17 protein-coding genes are annotated in these 23,368 nt (G+C 55.8%); 10 read left to right on the top strand and 7 right to left on the bottom strand.

Annotated elements, in window-relative coordinates; translation table 11 throughout:
- Positions 1-174: 174 nt before the first annotated feature.
- Positions 175-1,350 carry an oligogalacturonate lyase family protein gene (locus tag PU683_RS07665; RefSeq protein WP_277170918.1) on the top strand — a complete coding sequence of 392 codons (1,176 nt, stop codon included), beginning with the start codon at positions 175-177 and terminating at the stop codon, positions 1,348-1,350.
- Positions 1,351-1,859: 509 nt separating this feature from the next.
- Here the strand turns inward: PU683_RS07665 and PU683_RS07660 are convergent.
- From PU683_RS07660 to PU683_RS07640, 5 genes are all read right to left on the bottom strand, one after another.
- Positions 1,860-2,540, bottom strand: coding sequence for an oligogalacturonate-specific porin KdgM family protein (locus PU683_RS07660; RefSeq protein WP_277170917.1), 681 nt, complete (start codon positions 2,538-2,540; stop codon positions 1,860-1,862).
- 440 nt (positions 2,541-2,980) lie between these two features.
- Positions 2,981-4,162: an acetyl-CoA C-acetyltransferase gene (locus PU683_RS07655; protein WP_277170916.1), complete on the bottom strand. Its 1,182-nt coding sequence runs from the start codon at positions 4,160-4,162 to the stop codon at positions 2,981-2,983.
- Positions 4,163-4,317: 155 nt separating this feature from the next.
- Complete coding sequence (locus PU683_RS07650; protein WP_277170915.1) at positions 4,318-5,130, bottom strand: MetQ/NlpA family ABC transporter substrate-binding protein; 813 nt, start codon at positions 5,128-5,130, stop codon at positions 4,318-4,320.
- An 18-nt stretch (positions 5,131-5,148) separates the two neighbouring features.
- Complete coding sequence (locus tag PU683_RS07645) at positions 5,149-5,817, bottom strand: methionine ABC transporter permease (RefSeq protein WP_023480933.1); 669 nt, start codon at positions 5,815-5,817, stop codon at positions 5,149-5,151.
- Complete coding sequence (locus PU683_RS07640) at positions 5,810-6,832, bottom strand: methionine ABC transporter ATP-binding protein (protein WP_277170914.1); 1,023 nt, start codon at positions 6,830-6,832, stop codon at positions 5,810-5,812. The genes PU683_RS07645 and PU683_RS07640 overlap by 8 nt, the downstream gene beginning before the upstream one ends.
- 395 nt (positions 6,833-7,227) lie before the next feature.
- Between PU683_RS07640 and PU683_RS07635 the strand changes: the two genes are divergently transcribed.
- On the top strand, positions 7,228-8,598 hold the full coding sequence (locus PU683_RS07635; RefSeq protein WP_277170913.1) for a cystathionine beta-synthase: 1,371 nt from the start codon (positions 7,228-7,230) through the stop codon (positions 8,596-8,598).
- Positions 8,599-8,608: 10 nt separating this feature from the next.
- Positions 8,609-9,751, top strand: coding sequence for a trans-sulfuration enzyme family protein (locus PU683_RS07630; protein WP_277170912.1), 1,143 nt, complete (start codon positions 8,609-8,611; stop codon positions 9,749-9,751).
- A gap of 10 nt (positions 9,752-9,761) precedes the next feature.
- Here PU683_RS07630 and PU683_RS07625 read toward each other — a convergent pair whose 3' ends face one another.
- On the bottom strand, positions 9,762-11,096 hold the full coding sequence (locus PU683_RS07625; RefSeq protein WP_277170911.1) for a sensor domain-containing diguanylate cyclase: 1,335 nt from the start codon (positions 11,094-11,096) through the stop codon (positions 9,762-9,764).
- Positions 11,097-11,632: 536 nt separating this feature from the next.
- Entirely contained in the window at positions 11,633-11,848 is a 216-nt protein-coding gene (locus PU683_RS07620) for a hypothetical protein (RefSeq protein ID WP_277170910.1), read from the bottom strand.
- Positions 11,849-12,165: 317 nt separating this feature from the next.
- On the opposite strand from PU683_RS07620, the gene PU683_RS07615 reads away from it, so the two are divergent.
- The 7 genes from PU683_RS07615 (at position 12,166) to galU (ending at position 23,113) form a co-directional block, all read left to right on the top strand.
- Positions 12,166-12,492, top strand: a complete 327-nt coding sequence (locus PU683_RS07615) for a hypothetical protein (protein ID WP_277170909.1) — start codon at positions 12,166-12,168, stop codon at positions 12,490-12,492.
- Between the two features lie 145 nt (positions 12,493-12,637).
- Positions 12,638-14,752 carry a UDP-forming cellulose synthase catalytic subunit gene (bcsA, locus tag PU683_RS07610; protein WP_277170908.1) on the top strand — a complete coding sequence of 705 codons (2,115 nt, stop codon included), beginning with the start codon at positions 12,638-12,640 and terminating at the stop codon, positions 14,750-14,752.
- Complete coding sequence (locus PU683_RS07605) at positions 14,742-17,048, top strand: cellulose biosynthesis cyclic di-GMP-binding regulatory protein BcsB (protein WP_277170907.1); 2,307 nt, start codon at positions 14,742-14,744, stop codon at positions 17,046-17,048. The genes bcsA and PU683_RS07605 overlap by 11 nt, the downstream gene beginning before the upstream one ends.
- A 2-nt stretch (positions 17,049-17,050) precedes the next feature.
- Positions 17,051-20,722 (top strand): cellulose biosynthesis protein BcsC, encoded by a 3,672-nt coding sequence (locus tag PU683_RS07600; RefSeq protein WP_277170906.1) that lies wholly within the window; start codon positions 17,051-17,053, stop codon positions 20,720-20,722.
- A 3-nt stretch (positions 20,723-20,725) separates the two neighbouring features.
- On the top strand, positions 20,726-21,193 hold the full coding sequence (gene bcsD, locus PU683_RS07595; RefSeq protein ID WP_277170905.1) for a cellulose biosynthesis protein BcsD: 468 nt from the start codon (positions 20,726-20,728) through the stop codon (positions 21,191-21,193).
- Between the two features lie 44 nt (positions 21,194-21,237).
- On the top strand, positions 21,238-22,164 hold the full coding sequence (locus PU683_RS07590; protein ID WP_277170904.1) for a diguanylate cyclase domain-containing protein: 927 nt from the start codon (positions 21,238-21,240) through the stop codon (positions 22,162-22,164).
- Positions 22,165-22,219: 55 nt separating this feature from the next.
- Positions 22,220-23,113 (top strand): UTP--glucose-1-phosphate uridylyltransferase GalU, encoded by an 894-nt coding sequence (gene galU, locus PU683_RS07585; protein WP_277170903.1) that lies wholly within the window; start codon positions 22,220-22,222, stop codon positions 23,111-23,113.
- Positions 23,114-23,368: the final 255 nt, after the last annotated feature.

Genomic DNA, 23,368 nt, shown 5'->3' with positions numbered 1-23,368 from the left:
TAATGACAGAACCACTCCCAGGCCCTTTGGTAATAATTTTCTTATAAATTGCGCCCGCAATCACACATATTGAAACGATGTTTTGATAAATTGAAATCCTATTTTTAAACTTAAACAGATACGGGGGCTCGCGGGGACGCAACATGGCGGCCAGCCCCTCGACAGGAGAGAAACATGGCGAAAGGCATGCGGGTAAAACTCAACTATGCAGTGAGCCGCGATCCGGATACCGGCGCGGAAGTGACCCGCTTAACTCCTCCGGAAGTGACGTGTCACCGCAACTACTTCTATCAAAAGTGCTTCTTTAACGATGGTAGCCATCTGCTGTTTGCCGGCGAGTTTGACGGTAACTGGAACTACTATCTGCTGGATATTGAGAATGCCGAAGCGGTGCAGTTAACCGAAGGCGCGGGAGATAACACTTTTGGCGGCTTTATCTCACCGGATGACAGCGCGCTCTATTACGTGAAAAACGATCGCACCCTGCGCGAAGTTAACCTGCACACGCTGGCCGAGCGCGAGATCTACCGCGTGCCCGAGGAGTGGGTGGGTTACGGCACCTGGGTCGCCAACAGCGACTGCACCAAGCTGGTCGGGATTGAGATTGCCGCCAGCGACTGGACGCCGCTCAATGACTGGCAGTTGTTCCACGACTTCTTCCATAAAGGGCCGCACTGCCGCCTGCTGCGCGTTGATCTGCAGACCGGCGAAAGCAAAGTGATTCATGAAGAGAAGATCTGGCTTGGTCACCCGATCTATCGCCCGTTTGATGACAACACGGTGGCCTTTTGCCATGAAGGGCCGCACGATCTGGTCGATGCGCGGATGTGGCTGGTGAATGAAGATGGCAGCAACGTACGCAAAGTGAAGGATCACGCCGAAGGCGAGAGCTGCACCCACGAGTTCTGGGTGCCAAACGGCTCGGCGCTGGTGTATGTCTCCTACCTGAAAGGCGAACAGGGGCGCACTATCTCTCGTTACAACCCGCAAAGCGGCGTAAATGAAGAGATTATGCCGATGCCTGCCTGCTCGCATTTGATGAGCAATTTTGACGGTACGCTGCTGGTCGGCGACGGTTCCGGCACGCCGGTGGATGTGAAAGATACCGGCGGCTACACCATTGATAACGACCCCTACCTCTATGTTTTCGATGTGGCGCAAAAAGGGTATTACCGTGTCGCGCGCCATGACACCTCGTGGGCGACCTTCGCCAATAGTCGCCAGGTCACGCATCCGCATCCATCGTTTACCCCGGATGAGCGCGCGGTGCTGTTCAGTTCCGACAAAGATGGCAAACCGGCGCTCTATATTGCCAAACTGCCCGAGCAGCGCACCCTGCTGCAGCCCTAAATTTGAGTGAGTGTTTCTGTAACTGGCCTTGCCCTCCTCTGGAGGGCCTTTTTTTGCCCGCTTTTCTCCGGCATCGATTCCGTAGGCCGGATAAGCGTAAGCGCTATCCGCTATAAACTGTGCGGCAATCATGCCGGATGGCGGCAATGCCTTATCCGGCCTACATGATTCCATACGCCAGCACCGAACCCGTAGGCCGGATAAGCGTGAGCGCCATCCGGCAATAAACTGTGCGGCAATCATGCCGGATGGCGGCAATGCCTTATCCGGCCTACATGATTCCACACCCCGGCATCGATTCGGTAGGCCGGATAAGCGTAAGCGCCATCCGGCAATAAACTGTGCGGCAATCATGCCGGATGGCGGCGATGCCTTATCCGGCCTACATGATTCCACACCCCGGCATCCAACCCGTAGGCCGGATAAGCGTAAGTCACGAGCGGCGCGAAGAAGGACGGGCATAAAAAAACCCGGCAACCAGCGCCGGGCATTTGAGGATATTCAGAGACTCAGAAAGAGTAAGCGACACCCACACGGAAGCGGGTTTGACGTTCGTCGGTATTTTTTACGCCCACGTTGCCGACTTCGACATACGGTGACCAGTTTTTATCGAGTTTATACGCCAGCTTAGCGTTATATTCGTTGGAGTAGTTTTTATTATTTTCACGCACCACATCTTCTGTGCTTTTCGCATATACGTAGTTCAGCTCGGTACGGAAATCACCCATTGCCCAGCCCACCCACGCATCGAATTTATTGACTTTGTTATCGACAACGTTGGAATCCGGGTTACGGGTATATTCATAGCGATAACGGCCAGCAATATAGACGCCGTTATCAAAGCTATATTGGGCATGAATATAGGGTTTATAGATTGAGAAGGTATCTTTACTTTCAATATTAAAGCCAGGTGTTAGCGCAATATTTTTTGTCGCTGCCCAGCGCCAGTTAATCGACTCTTCATGACCGTTGCCGACAATCTCGGTTAAGGGTTTATCAGCGTCATCGCCACCCGATTTCCATTTCGCTTCAACGCCAAAACCCAGGCCATTATCAAAGCGATGCGACACGGCTACGCGATCGGCGTTGGAGCCGCTATCAATGTACTCATGACGCAGATCGACGGTAACAGCGTACGAAGCGAAAGATGCGCCAAGGAGGGTAGCAAGGGCCAGAGATCTCTTAAACATGAGTCACCTCAATAATTAAAATTATGTTCCATTTTTATGGAATTGCATTTTATTTTTATAGTAACTTTATTTTAGTGATCTGGATCGTAAATATTTCTACGGGAAATAGTGAAGTAAAACCACGTGACGAGCATCAATAAAAGTTGCTCTTTAGGGTTAAAAAAAGCGTTTAAGATCACACCCCATCCTTATTAAGCCGGTTTGCAGAGAGAAAATAAAATAGCTGCCTGAATACAGGGGAGAGAATGCAATGGCAATTAATAAGCAGGCTTATTAATTGAGAATAAAATGGTCACGCAGGGGATAATGATATTTGCAGCGTTTGCGTTGATTCTTATGCGAGAACAGAGGGGGTTTTATTTTTATTGAAACATAAGCTGCGAGAGGGATCACAAACATTAACGTCCTCAGGGCGAGGACGTTATTAACACCGGGCAGGATTAGTCACGCTCAATCGCCAGCGCAACGCCCTGGCCACCACCGATACAGAGTGTCGCCAGACCTTTGCGCGCCTTGCGCTTTTGCATCTCATGCACCAGCGATACCAGGATACGGCAGCCGGAGGCACCAATGGGATGGCCGAGCGCAATCGCGCCGCCGTTGACGTTGACGCGCGTCTCATCCCACTCAAGGATCTTACCCACCGACAGCGCCTGCGCAGCATAGGCCTCGTTAGCTTCAATCAGATCGACATCATCCAGCTGCCAGCCGGCGCGCTCAAGGCAGCGGCGCATGGCGTAAACCGGCGCGATGCCCATCAGCGCCGGGTCTACGCCCACGCTTGCAAAAGCGCGAATGCGCGCCAGTACCGGTAAATTGAGCGCCTCTGCGCGTTCCGCGCTCATCATCAGCACCGCCGCGGCACCATCATTAATCGGCGACGCATTACCGGCGGTCACCGAGCCGCTGGTTTCAAAGGCCGGGCTGAGCTGTGCCAGCGCTTCGGCACTGGCATCGGTGCGCGGCTGCTCATCGGTATCGACCAGCACACGCTTGCCGTCGGCGCTCTGGGTTTGCACAGGGACGATCTCGTCGCGAAAACGGCCGGAATCGATGGCAACCCGCGCTTTATGTTGCGAACTGAGCGCCCACTCATCCTGGCGCTCGCGGCTGATGCCATATTCCCGCGCCAGATTCTCTGCCGTCACGCCCATATGGTAATCATTAAATGCATCCCACAGCCCGTCATGCACCAGGCTGTCGATCAACTGGCTGTTGCCAAGCTGTGCCCCGGTGCGGCTGTCGGTTAACACATGCGGCGCGCGGCTCATGTTCTCCTGGCCGCCAGCAATCACCACATCCGCTTCGCCGCACTGGATTGCCTGCGAGGCAAGATGCAGCGCTTTCAGCCCGGAGCCGCACACGTCATTGATGGTGATCGCGGAAACCGTATTCGGCAACCCGCCTTTGATCGCCGACTGGCGCGCCGGATTCTGCCCGGCCCCGGCGGTCAGCACCTGGCCCAGAATCACTTCGTCGATATCCTGCGGCTGCACGCCGCTGCGCGCCAGTAACGCCTGCACCACCGCGCTGCCCAGCTCAACGGCAGAGTGACGCGACAGCGCCCCCTGGAAACAGCCGATTGGCGTGCGCACGGCGCCGACAATCACTACATCTTTCATCTCTACCCCCACGCTGGCTGAACCGGGCAATAGTAGAACATTGTTAAAAAGGTTTATCGGGGTTGTTTAAAATTGGTGAGATTAGTCACAGCGAATCGTGCGGGCAGGCGAAGTGGAAGAGATGCGCGGCCAGGGCGACCGCGCATCAGAGGAGATTAGTTGTTTACCGGAATGACCGCGCCTTTATATTTAGTGCGGATCCACTCCTGAATCTCTTTTGAGTGCAGTACATTCACCAGCGCCACGATATCTTTCTTCTTCTCATCGCCGCGATGCACGGTAATGATGTTGGCATACGGGTTATTTTCACCGCTTTCGACCGCAATCGGATCGTGAACCGGATCGAGACCGGCATCAATCGCGTAGTTGGCGTTGATCACCACCGCGTCGCCTTCATCGTTGTTGTACATCTGCGGCAGCAGTGCGGCTTCAACGTTCGGCAGGAACTTCAGTTTTTTCGGGTTCTCAACAATATCGTCGATGCGCGCGGTCACTTTATCGATACCCGGCTTCAGCTTGATCACGCCCTCTTTTTCAAAGATAGAGAGGATACGCCCCTCTTCAGAGACCGCGTCACGCATGATGATTTTGCCGCCTTCCGGCAGATCTTTCAGCGACTTATACTTTTTAGAGTAGATGCCAATCGGCTCAATATGAATCGCGCCAGCGCTGACGAAATCATAAGTTTTGTCGCCCGCGTGATCTTTCAGCACGCTGTTCAGATACGGGATGTGCTGGAAGTAGTTGGCATCCAGTTCACGGCTCGCCAGCGCGGTGTTCGGCAGGATGTAATCCTGGAACGGTTTGATCTCAAGATCGATGCCCTGCTTCGCGAGGATCGGCTTCGCCTGCTCAAGGATTTCCGCATGCGGTACGTTAGACGCGCCCACGGTCAGCGTATCGGCCCAGGAGGAGAAACTCAGCACGCTGAGGGTGGCTGCGGCAATCAGTGTCAGTGTATTTTTCATGTTGTTGGCTTCCAATAGTTATCGTTTATCTAACAGAGAAGTAATCACGTCGCCGCAGAACTGGATGATGAAGACGATGATAAGAATGGTCACCGTCGCCACCAGCGTGACGTCGTTATGGTTCCGCTGGAATCCTTCCAGATATGCAAGATTACCCAGTCCACCTGCGCCGATTACCCCGGCCATGGCGCTGTAGCTCACCAGCGCAATCAGCGTCACGGTAATACCCGAGACCAGCGCTGGCGATGATTCGGGAAGCAGCACCCGAAAGACCAGCGTACTCAGACGCGCGCCCATGGAGCGCGTCGCCTCAATCACCCCTTTATCCACTTCACGCAGCGCAATCTCCACCAGCCGCGCGTAGAACGGTGCCGCGCCGACAATCAGCGCTGGCAGCGCCGCGTTAGCACCGAGAATCGAGCCGACAATTGCCTTGGTAAAGGGGATCAACAGCACAATCAAGATGATGAATGGAATCGAGCGGAAGACGTTCACCAGAATCGAAATGACGCTATAGAGCGCGCGATTCTGAAACAGCCCGCCGCGCGCGGTCAGAAACAGCGCCAGCCCCAGCAAAATGCCCAGTACGAAGGTTGCCGCGCCCGAAAGCGCCGTCATATAGAGCGTCTCCTGCGTCGCCGCCCAGAGTTGCTCCCATTTCAGGTGCGGAAAAAGTGATTCAGCCATGGGTCACGACCTCGCTCTCAATGTTGCTCTTGCCGAGATCGGTAAGAATGTTGTCCAGTTGTTCCGGGGTAGCCACCACGTGCACCCATAATTGCCCAAATACGCCGTGCGCCGTCTGCGACATCTTGCCGTGCAGAATGTTAAACGGCAGGCCGTAGCGCAGCGTCAGTTCGCCGACGACAGGCTGATGGGTGCTGTGACCGGTAAAGGTCAGCTTGATCACTGTGCCATCAAGATCGCTGTTCAGATCCGGGTTGAAGGCTTCCTCTTCTTTATACTGGCTCACCTGGCGCACAAACTGTTTGGTGATAGCCATCTGCGGATGGGTAAAGACCTGCAGCACATCGCCCTCTTCCACTACCCGCCCCTCTTCCATCACCGCCACGCGATCGCAAATCTTGCGCACCACGTGCATTTCATGGGTGATGAGCACAATCGTCAGCTTAAAGCGGCGATTGATATCGAGCAGCAGGTCGAGGATCTGATCGGTAGTTTGCGGGTCGAGCGCCGAGGTCGCTTCATCGCAGAGCAACACATCGGGATTGTTAGCCAGCGCGCGGGCAATGCCGACACGCTGTTTCTGCCCGCCACTCAGCTGCGACGGATAGGCGTTTTCGCGCCCTTTCAGCCCCACCAGCTCAATCAGCTCAGCAACGCGCGCGTTGATCGCTTTCTTCGGCGCACCGGCGATCTGCATTGAAAAGGCGATGTTCTCACTTACCGTGCGCGACCATAAAAGGTTGAAGTGCTGAAAGACCATGCTGATCTTCAGACGCGCCTGGCGCAGCGTTTCGCCGCGCGCGGCGGCAATATCCTGGCCATTAATCACCACGCTGCCAGCGGTCGGTTTTTCCAGCCCGTTCAGTAAGCGGATCAGCGTACTTTTGCCCGCACCGCTGTAACCGATAATTCCATAAATTTGCCCCTGCTCAACCGTCAGATTGACGTTGTCGACGGCGGTAATCGATGCCTTTCCCTGGTCGAAGATCTTGGAGATATTCCTGAGGACGATCATGCGTTGGTATTTTCCGTTTGGCGGTTTAGCAGTATGGATGTCCAGATGATAATAATCAGCCAGCGTGATAATACAAATAACCAAATAGACATTAGATATAGCAGAAAGCGCTAAAAGTGTTATAACGCGGCGTCGCAGAGTAAGAATTTATTCGGCAAAAGATTGCCGATAAACGCATAACGGTGACAAAAAGGCAGAGAAAACGGGGCAAAAATCGCTAAAAAAGCGCCTTTTTAGCGATATACACATCCAGACGACTGTACGGCTTGCCGCCCCGATGGCTAAACAGAGCTTTATATTTCCATTCGTTATAAATACCAAACAAAGATTCTTTAAACACCTAAAAAGAGAGACCTATCATCCGCTTACTTCCCTGATTAGCGAGCAAATGGGTTATGTCACTTTTTCATTCAGTAACTGAATTAATTGGTAATACGCCGCTGCTGCAACTGCACAAATTACCCACCGGGCCGTGCGAGCTGTTTTTGAAACTGGAGAACCAGAACCCCGGCGGCTCGATAAAAGACCGCGTCGCGCTGTCGATGATTAATGAAGCCGAGCGGCAAGGCCTGCTCGCGCCGGGCGGAACCATTATCGAAGCCACAGCGGGCAATACCGGTCTTGGTCTGGCACTGATTGCCGCGCAAAAAGGCTATTCGCTGGTGCTGGTGGTGCCAGACAAAATGAGCCGGGAGAAGATTTTCCACCTGCGCGCGCTGGGAGCAAACGTGGTGATCACCCGCTCCGATGTGAACAAAGGCCATCCGGCCTATTACCAGGATTATGCGCGCCGTCTCGCCGACGAGACACCGGGCGCGTTCTATATCGACCAGTTTAATAACGCTGCCAATCCACTGGCGCATAGCGCCTCCACCGCGCCGGAACTCTTCACGCAGCTGGAGGGAAAAATCGATGCCATTGTGGTGGGCGTCGGCTCCGGCGGCACGCTCGGCGGGTTGCAGGCATGGTTCGCCGAACACTCTCCCGATACCGAGTTTGTGCTGGCCGATCCGGCAGGCTCCATCCTTGCCGACCAGGTGGAGACGGGGCGCTACGGCGAACCCGGCGCGTGGCTGGTTGAGGGGATCGGCGAAGACTTTATCCCGCCGCTGGCGCAGCTCGACGGTGTACGTCAGGCGTTTCGCATCAGTGATAAAGAGGCTTTCGCCACCGCGCGCCTGCTGCTGCAACAGGAAGGCATTCTGGCTGGCTCCTCCTCCGGCACGTTGCTGAGCGCCGCGCTGCGCTACTGCCAGGCGCAAACCTCGCCGAAGCGGGTGGTCACATTCGCCTGCGACAGCGGCAATAAATATCTCTCGAAAATGTTTAACGACGACTGGATGCGCCAGCAGGGTTTGCTGACGCGCCCCTCGCAGGGAGATCTGACGGACTTTATTGCGCTTCGCCATGACGAAGGGGCGACGGTGACCGCCTCGCCCGACGATAGCCTCGCCACGGTGCTGGCGCGGATGCGGCTGTATGACATTTCGCAGCTACCCGTGCTGGAAAAGGGCCAGCTTGTCGGGCTGGTTGATGAATGGGACCTGATAAGCCATGTACAGGGCGACAGCGAGCGCTTCGCCCTGCCGGTAAAGGCGGCAATGACCCGCAATCTGGAAGTGCTGGATAAACACGCACCGGAGAGCGCGATGCGTGACATTTTCGATCGCGGTCTGGTGGTGGTGATCACCGATAACGGCCGTTTTGTCGGCCTGATTACCCGCAGTGATGTGTTGACGACCTGGCGCAATCGACTGGAACAATAAGGAAAACGAGATGAAATTACTGGCTACGCAGAGCGTCCACAGCGGCGTTTTTCACGACCAACACGGCGCGGTGATGCCGCCGATTTACGCCACCTCCACCTTCGCGCAACCTGCGCCGGGGCAGCACACCGGCTACGAGTATTCACGCAGCGGCAACCCAACCCGCCATGCCCTGGAGACGGCGATTGCCGAACTGGAGGGCGGAACGCACGGCTACGCTTTCGCCTCCGGGCTGGCGGCGATCTCCACGGTGCTGGAGCTGCTTGATAGTGGCAGCCATATCGTGGCGATCGATGATGTTTACGGCGGCACCTATCGCCTGATCGAAAATGTGCGTCGGCGCAGCGCTGGGCTCGAGGTGAGCTGGGTGAAACCGGACGATTTGGCCGGGCTGGAAGCGGCGATCCGCCCAGACACGCGGATGATTTGGGTCGAGACGCCAACCAACCCGCTGCTGAAACTGGTCGATCTGCACCAGGTTGCGGCCATCGCCAGACGCCATAATGTGCTGAGCGTGGCGGATAACACCTTCGCCTCGCCGGTGATCCATCGCCCGCTGGAGCTTGGGTTCGATATTGTGGTGCACTCTGCCACCAAATACCTCAACGGCCACTCCGATGTGGTCGCAGGCCTGGCGGTGGTGGGCGATAACCAGCAGATAGCTGAGAAGCTGGGCTATTTGCAAAACGCCGTTGGCGGCGTGCTCGATCCCTTCAGCAGTTTCCTGACCCTGCGCGGCATCCGTACCCTGTCCCTGCGCGTTGAGCGCCACAGCAGTAATGCGCTGGCACTGGCCCGCTGGCTGGAGCAGCACCCTGCGATCGAAAAAGTGTGGTTCCCGTGGCTGGAGTCGCACCCGCACTATCAGCTGGCGCGCAAACAGATGGCGCTGCCCGGCGGCATGATCTCGGTGGTGGTGAAAGGGGATGATCCGCGTGCGACGCAGATCATCCAGAAGCTGAAGCTTTTTACGCTGGCAGAGAGCCTCGGCGGCGTGGAGAGTCTGGTGAGCCAGCCTTTCAGTATGACTCACGCCTCCATTCCGCTTGAGCAGCGGCTGGCAAACGGCATCTCCCCACAGCTCATCCGTTTATCGGTGGGGATTGAAGATGAAGCGGATCTGATTGCCGACTGGCAACAGGCGCTGGCATAACGGGGTGCCATCAGATGCCTTGCGAAGTGCTCGGAATATCTCTGGCAGAGACCACCTGGTTGCGGCCCTGCTTTTTCGCGGCATAGAGCGCGGTATCCGCCCGGTGAATTAACCCGCTGGCAATGATATGCAGCGGTTTTTCCTCCAGTGGCAGGAGATGGCTTTGCAGGGTCGCGACGCCGATACTGATTGTCAAAAAGCCGCTCGGGCTGGCGGCATGCGGACGCCTGAGGGCGTTAATATCTTGACGCACCTCTTCCGCAACGCGCATCGCCTGTGCCAGGCTGGTGCCGGGCAGGATAATCAAAAACTCTTCCCCGCCGTAGCGGCTGACATTGGTGTTGTTGCGCAGCCGCGCCGAGGCGAGCGTGCTGGCAACCAGCCGCAGGCAGTCATCCCCCGCCTGATGGCCCTGTGAGTCATTAAAATATTTGAAGTAGTCGATGTCCGCCAGGCAGACCGAGAGCGGGAAACCCTCCTGCAGCGCACGGCTAATCTCCTGCAATAAGCGCTCATCCATATAGCGGCGGTTGAACAGCCCGGTCAGGTGATCGCGCTGGGCATACTGCTGCAACACTTTATTGGCGTTCGCCAGCTTCTGCTCCGCCAGACGACGCTCGGTTATATCGACCCAGGTGACCGACAATCCAACCACAATATCCATCGCGTCGCGAACCGGCACCGCCTGGATATCGTAACTGCGATCGTGCCAGCTCAGCTCGCGTGACGGCGGCACGCCACCCGCTTTGGCCAGGGCAAAATCGGCAACGAAAAAGGGCCAGAACTCCGGCATCAGCTGCTTAAAGTGGCAATGGGTATCTTTTGGCGCGCTATCACCGAGCAGTTTCGCCATCGCTTTATTGAACATCACCAGATGCCCCTGGCTGTCGATCATGCAGAGCGCCACGGCGGTGGTGTCGTAAATGGTTTCCAGTTGCAGCACGCGCTCGCCGAGATTGGAGATATTCCTGTCGATGCCGCGATAACCGCGCAGCTCGCCCTGCTCATCAAACAGCGGAACACCGCTGGTCTCCAGCACGACAATGCCGCCATCGGCACGCTGATTGCGATTAACCAGCCCGGAAAAAGCACGTTTTTCCGCCACGATGGCACCAAACGCGCCCGCGACACGCTCGGCTTCGCCCGGCGGCATAAAATCGAAAGGCGTTTTACCAATCACCTTTTCCGGCGGCACGCCCAATAACGTTTCCACGACATCTGACGACCAGGTGTAACGCCCTTGTGCATCCACTTCCCAGACCCAGTCAGAATTATTATTTAATAATTCAAACAGATGTCTGATCTCTTCATCCTTGCGATCGTGTTCTTTTTTATCGCTATTCATTTTATTTTTTCCGCATGACCCGCTCTGCGCGACACAGCGGCGAGTCAAAGCGATGAAGGCGTGAATAATTCACCATAAGAATACCTGTCTATGGTAGCAGCACTACCATTTAACCAATTGAGATTTATAAATATTATAAGTTGAAGTGGCTAACCAGAACGTTACATTTTGTCATGGAATAGCGTTAACACCGCCGCGATCTATCAGGCGTATCAATAATAACTGACAGCGAATTATTTCGTCACTGTTTTTTAATCCGTCAGGCTTCGCTAATCCTCTTATCGCAGAGGGTTTATTCGCCGTGATGACCGATGACGCCGACAAAAGTTAGCTTTTATTTCCACCACTTACCCTGTTTGTTAATTAATACCGCAATGTTTAAACCGCGGCGGGTTAATAGCTAACTATTAATTTTGGTATTAATGTGAAACTTTATTGTCCGGCACGGGAAATAAATAGCAGACTCTCCCAACAACGCAGCCGTTTTGACATTAAAATGCGGTTTAGCCACTGCCCCGCGCACTGTAACGTCGCCGCTAGCGTAGCGTGAGCAGGCGATGATCCCGCCATCGCCGCAGGTTGCGCAGGCTTGTACCGGGGGCGCTGAGAGGCGATAACCAGAGCAGTGTTTCTGCTTTAGCATCATCCTCATTAACAGCAGCCGTCGAATTATTGTTTAGCCGGTAAAAACAGATCTGCCTTTTTAAGTTAAGGGCCGGAAGAGATTGATAAATATTAAACGAATAATCCATCTCTCTTCTGGCGCAGCGTTAAATTAACGTGTTATCAGCAAATCATTAAGATAATTGACAGCAAAAACCCTGTGAAACAATCACGCCGCGCATCTATTTATTACAACACACGCCATATCGAGGCCTGAGAATATATTTATAGACACATTTAATAAGTGATTATCTATTTATTATCCCGGTCACTTGACTTAAAAGCACAACCACCGACAGTATATAAACAAATGATGCGTTACCGGGAACACTGACAGTTATTATTTATGCTATTTATTGCACTGGCAATATAGCGTCTATTAAATACATCTGGATAAGGAAAACCTATGTACGATGATTTAGGTGCTTTAGCTGATAAATTAAAGATGCCCAACGTCTCTTTTCAGGAAATGAATAGAACCGAAAACGAGATACCTCACCCCACCCATCCCGCACCGGTTAACGGGGCGGTGGAGGAGATGCCCGGGGTGGCAGAAAAGCGTATCACCAGCCCCCAAAACCGCACGCCCGCGCGGCACCTCGCCGAGAGCGTACCTCCCTCTTCCACTCGCCATCGCGACAATCCGTCCCTGAGGCGTCAGCAAGACCAACCTACCGGAGCAGACCCTTATCCGGTGCGGCTGGATAGGTTATTTTCGGTTATCGGTAAATAACCAAATTCGCTTGCGGGTACAAAACCACAATTTCCTCTGCTCCGCCTTTAGATCGCATTGCTATGTCATTAATTAAACCGCAATTGCGGATTGATTATCGTGCGAAGGGAAAGGTTTATTTGCTTCAGTAAAAGACGATTAAAACATGAAAAAAGTCATCGGAATAATTTTCACACTGATACTGATTATTGTCTTACTGCTGGCGGTGATAACGCCGCTGAGCAGCGACAAACAGTTTATTTTTGGCTTAAGTATAATAGCCATCGCCTTAGCGCTGCATCGCTTAAAGTCCCAAAAGATGGTAATAGCGATGATAATTCTCTCAGCGCTGCTATCGACGCGCTATATTTGGTGGCGCGCGACCACCACGCTGCATTTTGATTCAAAGACAGAACTGTTTCTCGGCAGCGTTCTTTTTGCCGCAGAGCTTTATACATGGATCATTTTGCTGCTGGGTTATGTGCAAATGGCGTGGCCATTAAAACGCACGATTGTGCCACTGCCGCAAGACCCATCAACATGGCCGACGGTTGATATTTATGTGCCCTCTTACAATGAGAGCCTTGATGTGGTGCGCGATACGGTATTAGCCGCGCAATGCATCGAATACCCGCCGGACAAAGTTAACGTTTATCTGCTGGATGATGGTAAGCGTGAGGCGTTTCGCGACTTCGCAGCCGCAGCCGGGGTCGGCTATATTACGCGTCCCGATAATAGCCATGCGAAAGCGGGCAACCTTAATCATGCGATGACCGTCACGCACGGCGAATTAATTTGCGTGTTTGATTGCGATCACGTCGCGACGCGCGTCTTCTTACAAGCGACAGTCGGCCAGTTTTTCCGGGACGAGAAACTGGCGCTGGTTCAGACCCCCCACCACTTTTACTCTGCCGATCCTTTTGAGCGCAATCTGACGGCGGCGAAGCACGTGCCGCATGAAGGCGCGCTGTTTTACGGTCCCGTTCAGCAGGGTAACGACACCTGGAATGCCACCTTCTTTTGCGGCTCCTGTGCCGTCATTCGCCGTAGCGCGTTAAATGAAGTGGGCGGCTTTGCGGTGGAAACCGTGACCGAGGATGCCCATACCGCGCTGAAGTTGCAGCGTCGCGGCTGGAACACGGCGTTTCTGGATATTCCGCTGGCGGCGGGGCTGGCGACCGAACGATTAGCCCTGCATGTCAATCAGCGTATTCGCTGGGCGCGTGGGATGACACAGATATTCCGTATCGATAACCCCCTGTTAGGGCGCGGGCTGAAATTGACGCAACGCCTCTGTTATCTGAATGCCATGCTGCACTTTCAGTATGGGTTGCCGCGCGTCATATTCCTCACCTCGCCACTGATCTTTATGCTCTTTGGCCTCAATATTATCGCTTCGTCTGCAACGCTGATTTTTGCCCATATTTTGCCGCCCCTCGCCCTGATAACGCTGGTTAACTCGCGAACCATTGGGCGCTACCGCTATGCGTTTTGGGGGCAGATTTACGAAACGGTGATGGCCTTCCATTTAATTCTGCCGACGCTGTTAAGCCTTATTTCACCGCGGCTGGGCAAATTCAACGTTACGGACAAAGGCGATCTGACCGACCGTGACTACTTTGATGCGCATACCGTTCGCCCGCTGATTATCACCGCGCTGTTGATGGTCGGCAGCATTATCTGGGTCTGCGTGCGCTACGTTATGCAGGACTACGCCGGTATCGATCCGCTGGTGATCCTGTTTAACCTCGTCTGGGGCAGCTTCAGTACCCTGATTTTGCTGGCGTCCATCGCCGTGGCGAAAGAGCGCAAACAGATCCGCAAGACCATTCGTATTGACGCACGCCTGCCGGTCACGCTCTGTTTCGCAGAGGGGGCGACGCTGAAGACACAGACGCGGGATATCTCCATGAGCGGCGCGCGGCTGGCGATAGAAAAAAATGAGGCTCTGCGCCATAAAACGCCGCAGCATCTGGAGCTTGAACTGGGTGGCGAGACGGCGATTGTGCCGGTACGGGCGGCCTGTGTGGGTCTGAGCGATTTACGCCTGGAGTTTGACACGCTGCCGCTCAGCGAGCGTCGCAAGCTGGTGCGCGTAGTGCTCTCTCGTGCCGATGCCTGGTATCACCCTCCCCATAAACCTGACAACCTGCTGCGCTCTTTTACAGGCATTTTGCAGTGCGTGTATGAACTCTTCTTTGGCCGCAGAGCCACTGTCAGCGGCGTGAAAAACCAGATGATCGCCGTCAACAAAGAGCACGGGGTGAACCATGCGCCTTAACCCGCTCACGCTGGCGATGGCGCTGGCTTTAACCTTCACACCGCTCAGCAAGGCAGAGACACAGAGCGAGGGGCTACCCACTTTTCCGCTGCCGTTTACCTTGCAGGAAACGGTGCCCGACGCGCCTGAGCAGCCTGCTACCCGCCTGGCGAACCACCATATCGCCGGTACCCTCACCTTTGCCGATATGGGTTCAACAAAGGGGGTCACGCTCAGCGGGCAACAGATGCAAAACGGCCTCTCTTTTACGCTGCCCGGTGATGCGGTTATTACCACAGCGCATATCACGCTGCATCTGCAGGCCAACCGCACGGATGTCCGGGGAGAGAGCGTGCAGTTGATACTGAACGGACAGCCGCTTGGCACCATGTCGCTCGACAAGCTTGCAGAGAACAACGGCGTCTGGAGCCTGGATATACCGGCCTCGATGATAGCGACGCGGAATAACCTCAGCGTCCAGCTAAAAACCGATGATGAGATGATCAACACTACCCGGGAGTGCCAGCGTGCTCTGCCGGCGGAGTATAGCGTGACGTTGAAAGCGGCGTCGGCGCTCAACTATGAAGGGCTGTGGCTCAATGTGCGCAAAACGCTCGCCACTTTGCCACGACCATTTTTTGAGAGCCAGCAAACGAAGCCCTCACCGCTTTCCATCTCGTTTGCGCAAAACCCGGACGCCGACGTCCTGACGGCCTCCGCCATTGTTGCCTCCTGGTTTGGCACCCTTACCACCGGCGCGCTTAGCCGCTTCGATGTGCAGTACGATTCCCTGCCCAATGGCAACGGTATTGTGATTGGCAAACCGGGGCAGCGTGTCGGCGGTATGGTGATCCCGGAAAATGGCGGAGCGATGCTGCAAATCATTGATAACCCCAACAATCCGGTTTACAAACTGCTGGTCATCAGCGGGCATAATGCGGCGCAACTGCGCCACGCCGCGTGGCGTCTGACGCTCCCTGCGCTGCCTGACAGCGACATGCTGGAGGTGCCCGCCCTCTCCCTTGCAAGGCGCAATGCCTATGATGCGCCGCGCTGGATAAGCACTCACCAACCTGTGGCGCTCCATAGCCTGGTTGATAGCGAAGCGGCGCTGATTGCGCGTGGCGTCCGGCATGATGAAAACCGTGTACTGTTTCGCACCGCGCCGGATCTCTTTTTATGGGACGACGACGCCATCCCGCTGCGTCTTCACTACAGCGTTGCCGAAAAGAGCTGGCTGGACGATCGCCACGCGTTTCTCAATGTCAGCCTCAACGGCGAGTTTCTTAAGCGCCTGCCCGTTACCAAAGAGGGGCTTTTCGCGCCACTGCTGAAACCGCTGGGCCTGGCGCAGCGCCAGCAGAGCGCGGGGGTCAATATCGATCCGCGCGCCATCCGCGGCAGTAACACGCTTGAGTTCTGGTTTGGCCTGAAGCCGAAAGAGAGCGCCCCTTGCAGCGCGCTGGAGGATGAGAGTGCGCTAAGCCGGATTGATGGCAAATCGACCCTCGATTTAAGCGGCACATGGCACTTTGGCAAGCTGCCAAATCTCGCCTGGCTGAGCGGCGCGATGTTCCCCTTCACCCGCCATGCCGACCTTTCCCATACCCGTGTGGTGCTGCCTGCCAAGCCTACCGCGCAAGAGATCTCGGTGCTGCTTACGCTGATGGCGCAAGCAGGACGCGATACCGGCGTAAGCGCCCACTATCTGCAGCTGTTTACCGGCCTGCCGGGCGCCGACACGCTGGCAGGTAGCGATATCCTGGCGATTGGGTCCCTTGAGCGCGGCGAGCTTCTCTCCACGCTATTACATGACAGCGCCTTTAGGCTTGAGCAAAACCGGCTTGGCGTGATCCCCGCCAGCCCGCTTAAACGGGCGCTATCCCTGCTGAGTAGTAGCGCGCCCTACCGTGATAAAGAAGCAGCAGAATTCTTAAGCGACAACCCGATCTGGCGCGGAATGGTGAGTACGCGCTCACCGTGGGACCCGCAGCGCGTGGTGGTACTGGCAACGGCCAGCGACACCCGGCAACTGGATCGTCTGTCCGAAGATTTGACGACGCCTGCCTTTATTTCGGCTCTCAACGGCGATTTCACCGCCATCAACGACGCCGGTGAGGTCCGCAACTGGCGCGTGGGCGAGCAGTTTGCCAGCGGCAATCTTCCCGCTTACCTGAGGGTGCTGTGGTATGCCAGCGAGAACTGCATCGGGCTGATGCTCCTCGTCTGCCTGGCGGCCGCGCTCTCAGGAGCGGCGCTGTTTAACGCCTTAAGGCGTCATGCCCATCAACGCTTGCAGGATAAATCAGGGAAATGATTATGCGTAAACCACTCACTCCAACCCTTCTTTTTTGCCTGGCAGGCATCTGCCAGCCTTCAGCGGCAGACGATAAGCCGCACGTCAGCAGCAACGACCTCGCGGTGAAAAAGTTGCTGGACCAGGCGAGCTACTGGCACAGCAAAGCCCATGACGACATCGCGATGGAGGCGCTGCAAAAAGTGTTGGCGGTAGATGACAACAATATCGATGCGCTCTACCTCTTGTCGCTGTACCAGCTACAGCGGGGCAATACGCAGCAGTCGGCGCGCTGGCGCAAAAAGATCGCTGAGCTTGCGCCAAACGATCCGCGCCTGAAGGCCCTGACCCACGCCACTACCTTGCGTAACCTGCCGCAGGATCAACTCAACGCTGCCCGACAACTGGCGAAGCAGGGGAACATTAAGGCGTCGATTGCCGCGTGGCGCATGCTGTTTAAAGACAATCCGCCGCCAGATGATGTGGCACTGGAGTACTACCAGACCCTGGCCGGTGATAGCGCCACCTGGTCTGAAGCGGTGGCCTCGATGCGCCAGCGCGTCAGCGTAATGCCAAACGATGACGCGACAAAGCTGGCTCTGGCGATGGCGCTCACCTATCAGCCCGCGACGCGCCGCGAAGGCATTACGCTGCTGGAGGCCCTTGCGCCAGAGGATGAGCGGGCAGATAACGCCCTGCGGCAAGCGCTTCTCTGGCTGGATGCCACACCCTCCGATCTGCCCGCTTACAGCGCTTATGCGCAGCGTCATCCGCAAGAGCATGCGCCGATGGAACACTACCGTAAGCGCGTCGAGGATGAAGCGACGCGCGCCGGGTTTGATGCGCTGAAAGGCGGCGATCTGGCGGGTGCCAGGGCGAAATTTTCTGAAGCGTTACAGACGCGGCCTGACAACGGCACGGCGCTGGCAGGCATCGGCTATGTCTCACTGCGGCAAAACAACTTTGATGATGCGCAAAGCTATCTGCGCCGCGCTGCGCAAAACGCGCAGGATAACCCCGATAGCCGGCAGTGGGAGAAGGATGCCGACAGCGCCCGCTTTTATAGCGCGTTGCACCAGGCGCGCGCATTGAGCAAGCAGGGGCGCTATCAACAGGCGTTATCGCTCCTTGAGATTGAGACGCATGATGGGACGCAACAGCTGGCGGCGGAGATGCTGCGTGGCGATCTCTTTCGCCAGCAGGGAAAGCTGCCTGAAGCTGAAGCTATCTACGTCCGGCTATTGACGCAACACCCGCAAAACAACGATATCCGCAGTGCGCTGTGGTATACCCTCAGGCAGCAGAATAAGCAGGCGGAAGCCGATGCGATGCTGCGTACATTGCCGGAAGAGCTGCGTACCCGCTTCGCGGCAATGGGCGATAACGGAGACCGCGAGCGCAAAGCGGCGCAGAGCGCCCAGCTGGCGGGCGAGCCTTTACGCGCGCTGCAGATCCTGCAAACGGCCGCCGCGACATTCCCGCAAAACCCCTGGCTGCAACTCGACTATGCCCGCGCGCTGCGTAAAGCGGGGCAAAAGCAGCAGGCGATGGCGGTGGTTTCCGGGATGGCGCAGGGCGGTAAGAAGCGGAAAGAGTTGCTTTACGCCGCGGCTATTTTTGCCGCCGAGGAGCGTGACTGGCCGCGCGCGCAGCGCCTGCTGGCGCGCATTCCAAAGCGCCAGCATAGCGCCGATATCACAGCGCTGAGCAATCGCGCGCAGCAGAATCAGCAACTCGATGTCGCGCGCCACTATTTACGCGCTGGCAATGCGCATGCCGCGCGTAACGCCCTGTTAACGCTGAAGCGCACCCCGCCACAGGCTCCGGCTGAAGTGGGTGACCTCGCTGAACTGTTAATGCAGAGCGGAGACAGCAGCGGCGCGCTGCAACTGGTCCGCCAGAGCCAGGCGCAGGGGCTGCATGGCTCACTCGCCGAATACGCCGGGCATATTCGCGTGCTTACAAAGGCCGGTCTCTTCGCCGAGGCCGAGAGCATCCTTCATGCGCCCATGTTGCAGGAGGGGGTTACGCCAGAGGAGAAGAACGCGATTCGCATCGGCAATGTCATCGCCCGCGCCGACAGCCTGCGTGAGCAGGGCGAGTCCGGCCGGGCATGGAAATTATTGATGCCTGAGCTGCAAATCAATCCGACCCGGAGTGATTTGCTGCTGGCGATGGGCCGGGTTTACCAGGCTGAGCACATGTATGACAAAGCGCGTGAGATCTACCAGTTTGTGCTGCGCGGATCGCCGCGCGAGAGAGAGGCGCTGGTAGGTCTTACCCACCTGGCGCTGACGCGTGGCGAAGGCCTCACGGCGCGTCAGGCTTTCGCTTCGCTCGAACCGAGCCAAGAAGCGAGCTATATGCTGCTGGCGGCGCGCGTGGCGGCGGCAAATGGTGAACATAAACGCGCCTTGCGGCTGCTGCGTACCCTCCAGTGGCGGCTGCAAAAGGAGGATGAGCGCAGTGACAGGGCGCCCGAGTTCGATGCTCTCCTGCCCTCGCCTGCGCGCCAGGCGCCGCTGAGGATGATGCAGGATAGCGCTCGGCTGATGCGTGAACTGCAGGAGAAGAGTGTCAGTTGGGCTCAGGCGGGCGTCGCCTTACGCAGCCGCAACGGTGAGGGGGGGCTTAGCGCGCTGGATGAGGTGCAAACACCGCTGATCCTCTCAGGCGCTATCGGTGAAAGCACGCGCCTGAGTCTGCATCTCACCCCGACGTCGTTAAATGCAGGAGAGATGAGTAGCCAGGCCGCCAGCCGCTTTGGTTCCGGCCCGCTGGAGCGTGCCGCCGCCACGGCGAGCCCCTTCCCTGCACCCACGCACACCACGCCGCAGGGCAGCCAGCAGAGCAACGGCGTTGCGGCCGCGTTTGTGCTCGGCGGCAACAGTTACACCGTTGATCTTGGCGCATCCCCGAGCGGCGGCGAGTTCACGCGGTTAGTGGGCGGCGTCGAGTGGCGCCCGAAGCTGACGCAAAATGGCGCGCTAACGCTGAAAGCGGAGCGGCGGGCGATAACCGACAGCCTGCTCTCCTATGTCGGTGCCAAAGATAAGCGTAGCGGTGTGAGTTGGGGCGGTGTCACGCGCGACGGCCTTTCGGCGCAGTACGCCTGGGATAACCGGGTCAGTGGCTTCTATATCGGCCTTGGCTTCGACACGATCAGCGGCAGCCATGTGCCGCTCAACCATGCGGTGAGAGCGCAGATGGGCAGTTATCTGCGTCCGTGGAGCAGCCATAACAGCGAACTGAAAGTGGGTGTCAATACACACTATATGGATTACGCCCACAACCTGAGCTACTACACGCTGGGCCAGGGCGGCTACTTCAGCCCGCAACACTTTATGTCGCTGTCGCTGCCGGTGACATGGACACGCCGTTTCGACAGTTGGGAGCTGCAACTTAACAGCGCGCTGGGCTATCAATCCTACCGGCAAGGGAGCAGCGACTATTTTCCCGGCTATCGCCCATTGCAGGATCGGTTAAACCGTTACGCCAACGGCGATGACGACATTGATACACGTTATAAGGCCACGGCAAAAAACGGCGTTGGTTACCGATTTGGCGTCACGGCTCGCTATCACCTGAGCGACAGCCTGGCGCTGGGCGCGCAGCTCGCCTATGACACGTTTGGTCGTTTCAATGAAGGTAAGGGGCTGATTTATTTCAAATACTTTGGTAATCAGGATGACTAACAGATGGAGCAGAATATGGTGAATCAGGACGTCTATTTACAACGCACCTTTCAGGCCGGCTGGCATGATCTGGTGTATCTCTTTTTTGAAAAATACGGCGAGGGTGATAAGGAGAACGATCCCGCTGCCCTGCGGCGTATCGGTCAGATGCTGGCTCAATGGTACCCCCTCGAAAGCACCGCGACAGTCAGCGAGCTGGAGACGGGCATCAATCGCATCCTTGAGCTGTTTAATTGGGGGTTTGTCAAAATGGCACCGGCGCAGCGGGAGCTGATCCTGCTGCACTGCGGCTGGCCGCACGCGCCGGAACAGCGCGATCGGGCGCTGTGGCGGCGAACCAGCGCCCACATGCTGGAAGGGGCCTATTCGCAGTGGCTTGTTTCGCAAGGTGCCGGTAACCATGTTCCGGTTCGCTGGCGGGATAACGCCACGGAAGATGTGCTGCTGTTTCGCTACGCCACTGGCGTATAAGCCGTAGAGGCACCACCCTCGATATAGATGCTCAGGTGACCAGAATGCTCAACAAAATCATAGTGTCAGGAAGAAAGCTTGAGATTAGCACCGCTCATTATCCACCGCAGAGTGCCTTTGTTTATCTGGTGCTTGAGGCTTGCGGACGGCTCATTCATGCCAGCGAACCTTTTTATCAGCTGACCGGTTACTCTCCGTCAGAGATCGCCGATCAGCCTCTGCTGCGTGTGCCGACAGAAAATAGCGTGCTGTCGCTCTCAACGGCTATCAACAGAGCAAAAGAGAGCAACGGTAACTGGCAGGGAGAATTACCCCAACTGACAAAAAAGGGAGACGTTATTTGGCTGGATATAAGATTGACTGCGCAGCGTGACGAAAATGGAGAGATTTTTGCCTATATAGTATGGGGGGTTGATATTACGCGGCATATCGCCGTTCGCGAAAGATTACATTTCCGCGCGCATAATGATGTATTAACCCGAATATTAAACCGCCAGGGCTACTATATTCGTAGCCGTAAGAAAATTCGCAGCGCGCATGCGACTGGCGCAAAGACCGTGGTAGCGGTTCTCGATCTCGATAAATTTAAAGCGATCAACGATCAGTTAGGCCATGCTGCTGGCGATGAAGTTTTACGCTGTTTTGTCAACCGGGTAAAACAGTGTATTTCTCATGACACGGTATTTGGACGGCTTGGCGGCGATGAGTTCGCACTCACCTACGTTAAAGGCGTTGACGACGGGCCAGAAAAGGAGGTTCTGCAAGCGATCGTGGAAAAGATGCGTATACCTGTCTACTTACGCCAACATAAAGAGATCGTGCATTTATCGGTGAGTATTGGCGCAGCAACGTATCCTGGCCATGGCAGACATTTCTCAACGGTTTTAAAAGCCGCGGATACCGCTCTTTATATTGCCAAGAGACGCGGCGGTAATAATGTTGCCCACTACCAGGTGCGCCATTTAATTTAATCAAAGCGTAATAGTGCTATTTAGCAAGATTACATCTTCATAAAAGGAACAGAGAATGTTAAAGGCTGTCATTCCAGTGGCAGGGCTTGGCACACGCATGCTCCCGGCGACGAAAGCAATTCCTAAAGAGATGCTGCCAATCGTCGACAAACCGCTTATTCAATATATTGTTCAGGAGTGCTATGCCTGCGGGATTCATGAGATTGTGCTGGTCACCCACTCGTCAAAAAATGCGATCGAAAACCACTTCGATACCTCGTTTGAGCTGGAGTCACTGCTCGAATCGCGCGTGAAAAACCAGTTGCTGGAGGAGGTGCGATCTATCTGTCCAGCGGATATGAAAATTATGCATATCCGCCAGGGGCACTCAAAAGGACTGGGACATGCAGTGCTTTGCGCCCAGCCGCTGATTGGCGATGATGATTTTGTCGTTCTGCTGCCGGATGTGCTGATTGACGACAGCCAGTGCGACATGACGCAAGATAACCTGGCAGCGATGATGAGACGCTTCGCCGCAACCGGCGCAAGCCAGCTGATGGTGGAACAGGTGGCGCCGGAAGCGGTGTCGCGCTATGGCATAGTCGATTGCGCCGGCAAACCGCTGAGCGCAGGTCAATCAGCCCTGCTGCACGGTATGGTGGAGAAACCCGCTATCGATAAGGCTCCGTCGAATATGGCGATGGTGGGACGTTATGTGCTGTCCAAAGCGATCTGGCCGCTACTGCATAAAACACCGGCTGGCGTGGGGGGCGAAATTCAGTTGACCGATGCCATCGCCATGCTTCTGGCACTCGCGCCGGTAGAGGCGTATCTGATGGTGGGGAAGTCGCATGATTGCGGCGACAAAATTGGCTATATCAAAGCATTTATGGAGTATGGCCTGCGCCACACGACCGTCGGCCAGCCGTTTCGCCAGTGGCTGCAACACAGGCAGGAAACCGATGCCTGAAGCCTGTCTGGCGAAACGCATCTCTGTGTCGCTGCACTATTCCGACAACAGCTAAGAGAAAAAACCACCGGCTATATGAGTTGCCCTGCAACTGGATTTTTATCAAAAATAGTGGTGAAGTCAGACCGGTCGATAATGACGACATAGCGACTGCATCAGATTAAAGAGAAGACTAAAAAGTTAAGTACTGGAAGTACTCTGTGAGCAATGAATAATAAAAATCAATAAAGCTCGCTTGCAGCATGGGGAACCATA

This window comes from Candidatus Kosakonia sp. 282A-S69, from assembly GCF_029433855.1.
Taxonomy (GTDB): domain Bacteria; phylum Pseudomonadota; class Gammaproteobacteria; order Enterobacterales; family Enterobacteriaceae; genus Kosakonia; species Kosakonia cowanii_A.
This window is presented reverse-complemented; position numbering and strand designations above follow the sequence as displayed.

What these genes read in the sequence shown, in the direction of transcription:
- PU683_RS07665 (WP_277170918.1), top strand. Translation starts at nt 175, where the DNA reads ATGGCGAAAGGCATGCGGGTAAAACTCAACTATGCAGTGAGCCGCGAT.
- PU683_RS07660 (WP_277170917.1), bottom strand. Translation starts at nt 2,540, where the DNA reads ATGTTTAAGAGATCTCTGGCCCTTGCTACCCTCCTTGGCGCATCTTTC.
- PU683_RS07655 (WP_277170916.1), bottom strand. Translation starts at nt 4,162, where the DNA reads ATGAAAGATGTAGTGATTGTCGGCGCCGTGCGCACGCCAATCGGCTGT.
- PU683_RS07650 (WP_277170915.1), bottom strand. Translation starts at nt 5,130, where the DNA reads ATGAAAAATACACTGACACTGATTGCCGCAGCCACCCTCAGCGTGCTG.
- PU683_RS07645 (WP_023480933.1), bottom strand. Translation starts at nt 5,817, where the DNA reads ATGGCTGAATCACTTTTTCCGCACCTGAAATGGGAGCAACTCTGGGCG.
- PU683_RS07640 (WP_277170914.1), bottom strand. Translation starts at nt 6,832, where the DNA reads ATGATCGTCCTCAGGAATATCTCCAAGATCTTCGACCAGGGAAAGGCA.
- PU683_RS07635 (WP_277170913.1), top strand. Translation starts at nt 7,228, where the DNA reads ATGTCACTTTTTCATTCAGTAACTGAATTAATTGGTAATACGCCGCTG.
- PU683_RS07630 (WP_277170912.1), top strand. Translation starts at nt 8,609, where the DNA reads ATGAAATTACTGGCTACGCAGAGCGTCCACAGCGGCGTTTTTCACGAC.
- PU683_RS07625 (WP_277170911.1), bottom strand. Translation starts at nt 11,096, where the DNA reads ATGAATAGCGATAAAAAAGAACACGATCGCAAGGATGAAGAGATCAGA.
- PU683_RS07620 (WP_277170910.1), bottom strand. Translation starts at nt 11,848, where the DNA reads ATGGATTATTCGTTTAATATTTATCAATCTCTTCCGGCCCTTAACTTA.
- PU683_RS07615 (WP_277170909.1), top strand. Translation starts at nt 12,166, where the DNA reads ATGTACGATGATTTAGGTGCTTTAGCTGATAAATTAAAGATGCCCAAC.
- bcsA (WP_277170908.1), top strand. Translation starts at nt 12,638, where the DNA reads ATGAAAAAAGTCATCGGAATAATTTTCACACTGATACTGATTATTGTC.
- PU683_RS07605 (WP_277170907.1), top strand. Translation starts at nt 14,742, where the DNA reads ATGCGCCTTAACCCGCTCACGCTGGCGATGGCGCTGGCTTTAACCTTC.
- PU683_RS07600 (WP_277170906.1), top strand. Translation starts at nt 17,051, where the DNA reads ATGCGTAAACCACTCACTCCAACCCTTCTTTTTTGCCTGGCAGGCATC.
- bcsD (WP_277170905.1), top strand. Translation starts at nt 20,726, where the DNA reads ATGGAGCAGAATATGGTGAATCAGGACGTCTATTTACAACGCACCTTT.
- PU683_RS07590 (WP_277170904.1), top strand. Translation starts at nt 21,238, where the DNA reads ATGCTCAACAAAATCATAGTGTCAGGAAGAAAGCTTGAGATTAGCACC.
- galU (WP_277170903.1), top strand. Translation starts at nt 22,220, where the DNA reads ATGTTAAAGGCTGTCATTCCAGTGGCAGGGCTTGGCACACGCATGCTC.